This window comes from Streptomyces canarius, assembly GCF_014650735.1.
Classification (GTDB): Bacteria; Actinomycetota; Actinomycetes; order Streptomycetales; family Streptomycetaceae; genus Streptomyces; species Streptomyces olivaceoviridis.
The window spans coordinates 1-6,682 of sequence record NZ_BMVN01000126.1 but is presented as its reverse complement, the minus strand read 5'-3'; the positions used below and the strand labels follow the sequence as shown (position 1 = coordinate 6,682).

The following is a 6,682-nucleotide window of genomic DNA, read 5'->3' as shown; positions in this document are numbered from 1 at the left end:
TCCTTCCCACCCGCCCCACAGGGCAAGCCAGTTCAGATGTCACCCGATCGTGCGGCAGACCCGATAGGCATGTACGGATCACTGCCGTCACGAAGCGCGCTGGCTCCGCGGACATGTACAACCTCACCGTCAGCGACCTGCACACGTACTATGTGCTGGCAGGCGAGACTCCGGTCCTCGTTCACAACAGCAATTGCGGCCCGTCCCTGAAAGATTTGCAGAAGGACTACCCGCGGCGCACTGTGGGAATTCTTGATGTCGGGGGTGATCAGCTGCCGATGATCAGTGGTCCAGGCGGTCAGTCTGGACTCCTCAAGAACCTCCCAGGTCGTACGAAGGCCAACGGGGAGCACGTGGAGACTCACGCAGCAGCGTTCTTGCGTATGAACCCCGGCGTCAGAAAGGCCGTGCTCTACATCGACTACCCGACGGGGACCTGCGGAACATGCAGAAGTACATTGCCTGACATGCTGCCCGAAGGTGCTCAGCTGTGGGTGATCTCACCGCGTAGGACTGAAAAATTCACGGGACTTCCTGACTGAGTTAGGAAAGGAATCGGCGGCCGATCCAGGTGGATCGGCCGCCGATTCGTGTTTCACTGTCTACCAGGGCAGTGGTTCATCGGTTGTGTAGTCCTGAGCGCCGGAGTATGAGCGCCACTTGACTCCTGGCATATTCTCCGCCCAGGAGAGATCGCCTGGCGCCCTCGCCGCCAGGGTGACGTCATGGCCTTCGTCGGGATCATCGCTCGGGTGGACGAGCGCCAGCCAGCTCTCGCCGAGGAGGATGCGCGAATCGTTAGCTGGCCAGTTCCACGCAGGGAAGGGGAGCTCATGACTTCCTTCCCGAGACCAGAGCCAATCTGCCGGGACTCCTTGCGCGACTTTCGTCGCAGGAGCCCCCAGGATTGCCTCTAGGATCGTGGCATGAATCAAGAAATCTGAGAGCTGCTCGTCAGTCCGTCGCCATGGGGTCGGTTCGTCGGACGGCTCTCGCTCGTACACAGAGCGATCTTCACTGGCCGGGTCGAATGCCCAGACCCAAGTTCCTTGGTTCTCAACCCAGAACGGAATCTTTCCGTCTTCCACCGCGAGTTCCGAAAGGGGGATGGCGTAGTTGTGCGAGGTGATCTCCCCGCCCCACTGGGCAGAGATTTCATGCCACTCGACAAGCTCCCTGGGCGCTTCAGGCGATTCTCCCAGTCTCACATTGGGTGATTGCGGGGCGCCGTACCACCTCCGCAGGAATCGCAGCAGGCCCGGGTTGTCCGTGGGGGCGAGAGAGTTCATGTGAGACATTATGCGCTACATGCCGGGCGTCGACGTGAGTTGATCTGTAAATCGCTAAAGCAAAACGGGAGCCCCGTAGGTGGGGCTGCCGTGGGCCATGACGGCAGTAGTTGACGGCAACGTCAGCGGACGGAGGCGGCGCAGGGCGGCGGTTCGTCGCCGTCGCCGCTTGCCGTCTCGGTGGTCCCCGGGCTGCCGAGTGCTGCGTCAAGTGTGTCGATGGCGTCGCGCTGGAGACGGAGTCGGACGTGGGCATAGACGGTGGCGGTGACGCCGATGTGGGCGTGGCCGAGGAGTTCCTTGATCACGACGAGTTCGATCCCCTGCTCCAGGAGCAGTGTGGCGGTGGAGTGACGGAGGTCGTGGAAGCGGATGCGGCGGAGGCCGGCCTTGCGGAGGAGCGCGGTGAAGGCGCGGGTGAGGTTGGTCGGGTCGATCGGTCTGCCCTGCACCGTGGTGAACACGTGCCCATCGTGCTGCCACCTGGTGCCCGCGGCCTCACGCTCGCGCTGCTGCTGTTCGTGGTGGCGCTTGAGCGACTGGAGGCAGCGGGCGGGGAGGGCGATGCGGCGTTCGGAGGCCCGCGTCTTGGTGGGCAGCGTGGTGAGCCCACCTGTGCTGGTGCGTTGGAGGGTGCGGCGGATGGCGGCGATGCCCCGGTCGAGGTCGAGGTCTTCCCAGCGCAGGCCGAGGAGTTCGCCCTTGCGGAGCCCGGTGTGGAGAGCGAGTTCGAACAGCGCGTGCAGCCGGTGACCGTGTGCGGTGGTGAGGAGCTGGCGGGCTTCGTCGGCGGTGAGGGGCTCGAAGCGTCGGGGCCGTGGGGTGCCGGTGCGGACGTTGCGTGAGATCTCTTCCTTGCGGACGGCGTGCTCCAGGGCGGACTTGAGTACGGAGTGGATGTAGGTGAGCGTCAGCGGGGACAGCAGCTTGTGGCAGCACTGGCCGGCGGCGCAGCAGCGGGGCTGGTCGCGCCGGGCGTCGATGTGGCGGGTGCAGCACTGGCAGGTGGTGCTGAGCTGGTTGAGCCAGGTGCGGACGTCTTTGGCGGTGAGCTTGGTGAGCTTCTTCTTGCCGAGGCCGGGGATGAGGTAGCGGTTGACGCAGGCAATGTAGCGGGTGTGGGTGGTCTCGCGGAGGTGGTGGACGGCGACGTTCTCCAGCCAGTACGTCAGGTACGCGGCAAGGCTGCCCTGCGCGGAGGGGACGGGGAGGCCGCGGTTGCTGGCGGCGATCTTCTCGGTGAGCTTGGCCAGGGCTTCCTTGCGGGTGGTGCCGTAGACGCGGACGCGGCGACGGGTGTTGCCGGGGGCGAGGACGTATCCGGCGGCTTCCCAGCGGGCATCCTTGCGCTGGTAGACGGTTCCGTCACCGTTGGCGCGCACGCGGCGGGAGGCCGGGGTGTCGCGGGGCATGGTCATCAGGCAGCTTCCTGTTCGAGGCGGGTGCGGATGAAGTCGGTGAGGGCGTGGGTGGGGATGCGGCGGGCGCGGCCGAGGGTGATCGAGGCGAGCTGGCCGGTGCGGAGAAGGTTGTAGACAGCGGAGCGGCCGAGCTGGAGGCGGGCCATCACCTGGGGCACCGTGCCCGGCCGTCCCGCCCGCGCGGTACCTGACCGCCGCCCGTCCGTTCCGCGTGCCGTCCGCTGCCTGTCCGGCGTCCTCAGTCGCCTCTGCCGCCGGCCTTGTCCGGCCGTCCCTGCCGCGTCCGCCACGGCCGCTTCTACCCACATTCCTCGGCTGTGGGCCCTCGCCCGGCCGCTACGTCGGCCGCAGTCGGCTGTCGGCCGTGAGCCGTCGGCTGCCGGCTCGGGCGTCCGCCGGTTCCTGTCGCTACCGTCCGTCCGTACCCGCCGCCGGTTTCCTGCCGCCGCGCGCGTGCCGCCTGTCGCCGCTGCCCCGCCGCTGTTGGTCCTCGGCTGCGCCGAGCCGCTGCCCGCGGTGCGTCCCGGGGGCGGCGAGCTGCCGGGAGGCCGGCCGCAGCGCTGCGGTCGCGCGCCGGTCTCCCGGTCGCCCCCGCCGCCCGGCGGCGCTGGTGCCGTGCTTTTTCTCCTGGCCCGTCCCTTCTGCCCCCGCCCGCGTCCCGTCGGCGTGGGTCGAGCCGGCTGTGCCGATCCCGCCACCGCCTCCACCTGGCCGTCCCGCAGCCTGCGCCGGGCTGCGCCGGGCGCCGCCTCCCGTCCGTGCCCGCCGCCGCCCGCCGCGCCTCCGCGCCGAGCCCCGGCCGCCCGGAGAGCCCGCGTCCGTCCCGCCGTGTGGCCGCGCCTGCACCGGCCTTCCGGCCGCGCGCCGGGCCGTCTCGCCGCGCGCCGGACTGCCGGCGGCGGTCCGGCGCCCTCCCCGCATGCTGCGTGAGTCGAGTGCCGGTGCCGCCATGGCCTGGGGCCGCATGTTTGTAAGCACCTCTTGGGCTCCACCGCACGGATCAGCAGTGGCTCCACGGAGTAAGAAGTTGATCTGGCCCCACTCGGCGTTTAGGGGAGCTGTGAAAAGCTCGACCGGGTGGGCTGTGTGGCCGCGCGTGAGCTTCTTCGAAGCCGAGCGTTCTGCTGTCGGCCAACACTGTCGCGGCTCCGATGGCGTGGGCGACAGGATCGTCACATGCAGCCGATCTTCGTTCTCGTGCACAGTCCGTCCGTAGGCCCCTCGACCTGGCGCCCCGTGGCCGAACATCTGACGGAGGCGGGATACCAGGTACAGGTGCCGTCCCTGCTGCACATTGGCGCCGGTGCTCCGCCGTTCTGGCCCCGCATCGTCAGTGCCATCCGTGACGACCTCCGGCAGGTCCCGGCTGGTAGCCCCGTCGCATTGGTGGCGCACAGCAACGCAGGCTTGTTTCTCCCGGTGATCCGTTCGGGCCTCGACCATCCGGTGACCAGCTCGATCTTCGTCGATGCCGCGTTGCCGGCCCTGATCGGACCGACCTCAGTCGCCTCACCCGAGATGCTGGAGTTCCTCAGCCCGATGGCGGTAAAGGGCAGGCTGCCACGCTGGACCGACTGGTGGGACGAGGCAGACGTCGCACCCATGTTCACTGATCCGACGATGCGACAGACCGTCATTGAGGAGCAGCCCGCCCTGCCGCTGTCCTACTACGAGCAGCACATCCCGGTCCCCGACGGATGGGATGACCATCCCTGCTCCTACTTGCTGTTCGGTCCTCCGTATGACGACCTTGCCGCCGAGGCACGCGAACGCGGCTGGCGTGTGGCACACCTGCCCGGCGCACACCTCCACCAGATCATCGATCCTGCCGGCACAGCCCGACACCTCGTCGAACTCGCCATCACGACGTGATCCACTTCCGACGCACGCCCTGCCATCAGGCTGCGCGAGCGGGCCGAAGGCAGGTCCGCGACGCGCCTACCGTCAACACCCCCCACCCGGGCCAGCGGAACCACCCGATCGAAGTGGGGCCAAATCACCTTGCTACGAGGGCGTGAATCACACTGATGCACGCCCCCTCCAGCCGGTCGGTGGAGCCGAAACAACTCCGTGCACTGGAGCCAAAACAAGTGCTTACCTTGTCATTTATGGTCCGGCGTCGAACGTGGCTCGAACTTGATCGGCGTTTTCGCAGTTCAGCGGACACGAAGGCGGCCTCCGTCTGATCCTGTGCTCCGTCACAGAGTGGATCAGCGCGAAGGCCGTGTCGTGAGTCTGGTACATCAGGGTGTCCTGCGGGATGCGTTCGCGGAAGTGTCACGCTTCCGGACGGAGTTGTACGCGTGTCTGACCGCGCGGGGCGACGCGCTGTTCGAGTTGTGCGACGCGTTGCTGTGCACGGACGGGCCGGTGCGGACGCTGGTCGATCTGGCACTCGCGCCGGAACACCGTCGCGGGCACGGGGCTCTCTACGGCGGTCTCAACCAGGGGCGGATCGATGTGGCCCGGCTTCGCCGCGCGCTGGCCTCGGTGTCGCTGCCGCGAGCGGCGGACGGCCGGATCGTGCTGGCCGCAGACGTCTCGCCGTGGCTGCGACCGGGCGCCAACACCTGCTCTGACCGGGCTTTTTGCCACACGTACGGCCGCGGAGGGGCAAAGCATCAGATGATCCCGGGCTGGCCCTACTCGGTCGTGGTCGCGCTGGAAACCGGCCGGACCTCATGGACGGCGGTACTGGACGCGGTCCGCCTGGACCCCGGCGCCGACGTCGCCGCGGTGACCATGGTCCAGCTCCGCGAGGTCGTCGAACGGCTCGTCGCCACCGGCCAGTGGAAGCAGGGCGACCCCGACGTCCTGGTCGTGCTGGACGCCGGATACGACGCGCCTCGCATCGCCCACCTGCTGGGCGACCTGCCCGTTGAGGTCCTGGGCCGACTGAGGTCGGACCGGGTGATGCGCCGGCCGACGCCCACTCTCAAGGAGTACGCCCTGTCATATCCCCAAGGCGGGCGACCGCCGAAGCACGGCGGTGAGTTCGTCTTCGGCGACCCGGGAACCTGGGGCACCGAGCAGGCCGTGACGGTCACCTACACCCGCCGCTACGGGAAGGCGACCGCCCAGGCGTGGGATCGGCTCCACCCGAGGCTGACCCGGCGGGCGGCCTGGCTTGATCACGAAGGGCCGCTGCCCATCATCGCGGGCACCGTCATCCGTCTGGCCGTGGAGAAGCTGCCCAGCGGAGGGGTGAACAAGCCGCTCTGGCTGTGGTGGTCGGGCACCGCCGCCACAGAAGCGGACCTCGACCGCTGCTGGCAGTCCTTCCTGCGACGCTTCGACATCGAGCACATGTTCCGCCTGTTCAAGCAGACGCTCGGATGGACCCGGCCCCGGCTCCGCAGCCCGGAGGCGGCAGACCGGTGGACGTGGCTCGTGATCGCCGCCTACACCCAGCTCCGGCTCGCCCGCCCACTGGCCGCCGATCTACGGCGTCCCTGGGAGAAGCCGGCCGAGCCGAACAGACTGACGCCCGCCCGGGTCCGGCGGGGGTTCAGGAACCTGCGAGCGAAGACCGGCTCTCCAGCCGGTGCACCGAAACCGTCAACACCCGGACCAGGAAGACCACTTGGCTCGAAGAACCGCCGCACAGCCACCCGTCATGACGTGGGCAGAGTCCTCGTGACCGGCGAGGCATACAGCCGACCCACCCACCACAAGGTCGGTACGAAACCCCGCCGCACTGGATAAACGTCAAGGTCAGTACCTGTTCCTGAACCTGATGAGGTCCGTGCCAGGGGATGGCACTTCTCAGGCAAGTGAGGCAGAAGAGGAGGCATTGGCTGGTAAGCCACTGCTGTACCCCGTGTTCCACATCTACGGTCTCGTTTCATTCAAGAACGTCCGACTGATGGTCAGTTGGGCTGTACAGCGAGGGAGACTGTTTCGTGTGATTAACCTCGATCTTGCATGACGGTCCGCCGACGGAGTCGGTGGACCGTCTCGCTTTCGGCGGTT

At 67.8% G+C, this 6,682-nt stretch carries 6 protein-coding genes; 3 read left to right on the top strand and 3 right to left on the bottom strand.

All coding sequences use genetic code 11. The features are described 5' to 3' along the window. A partial coding sequence (locus IE294_RS45995) for a DddA-like double-stranded DNA deaminase toxin (protein WP_229918224.1) occupies positions 1-542 on the top strand: 542 nt, incomplete at its 5' end. Between the two features lie 60 nt (positions 543-602). On the opposite strand, the gene IE294_RS45990 is transcribed toward IE294_RS45995, so the two are convergent. From IE294_RS45990 to IE294_RS45980, 3 genes are all read right to left on the bottom strand, one after another. Next, a complete protein-coding gene (locus IE294_RS45990; protein ID WP_189895277.1) occupies positions 603-1,289 on the bottom strand; it encodes a hypothetical protein in 687 nt (228 codons plus the stop codon). A gap of 122 nt (positions 1,290-1,411) precedes the next feature. Next, on the bottom strand, positions 1,412-2,707 hold the full coding sequence (locus IE294_RS45985) for a tyrosine-type recombinase/integrase (protein WP_189895276.1): 1,296 nt from the start codon (positions 2,705-2,707) through the stop codon (positions 1,412-1,414). Next, positions 2,707-2,868 carry a helix-turn-helix domain-containing protein gene (locus IE294_RS45980; protein ID WP_268252880.1) on the bottom strand — a complete coding sequence of 54 codons (162 nt, stop codon included), beginning with the start codon at positions 2,866-2,868 and terminating at the stop codon, positions 2,707-2,709. Before IE294_RS45980 ends, IE294_RS45985 begins: the two co-directional genes overlap by 1 nt. 1,018 nt (positions 2,869-3,886) lie before the next feature. On the opposite strand from IE294_RS45980, the gene IE294_RS45975 reads away from it, so the two are divergent. Beyond that, a complete protein-coding gene (locus IE294_RS45975; RefSeq protein WP_189895274.1) occupies positions 3,887-4,582 on the top strand; it encodes an alpha/beta fold hydrolase in 696 nt (231 codons plus the stop codon). Between the two features lie 357 nt (positions 4,583-4,939). After that, the gene (locus IE294_RS45970) at positions 4,940-6,415 is read left to right on the top strand and encodes an NF041680 family putative transposase (protein ID WP_189895273.1); all 1,476 of its coding nucleotides are present in this window, start codon (positions 4,940-4,942) and stop codon (positions 6,413-6,415) included. Positions 6,416-6,682 lie beyond the last annotated feature (267 nt).

What these genes read in the sequence shown, in the direction of transcription:
- IE294_RS45975 (WP_189895274.1), top strand. Translation starts at nt 3,887, where the DNA reads ATGCAGCCGATCTTCGTTCTCGTGCACAGTCCGTCCGTAGGCCCCTCG.
- IE294_RS45990 (WP_189895277.1), bottom strand. Translation starts at nt 1,289, where the DNA reads ATGAACTCTCTCGCCCCCACGGACAACCCGGGCCTGCTGCGATTCCTG.
- IE294_RS45985 (WP_189895276.1), bottom strand. Translation starts at nt 2,707, where the DNA reads ATGACCATGCCCCGCGACACCCCGGCCTCCCGCCGCGTGCGCGCCAAC.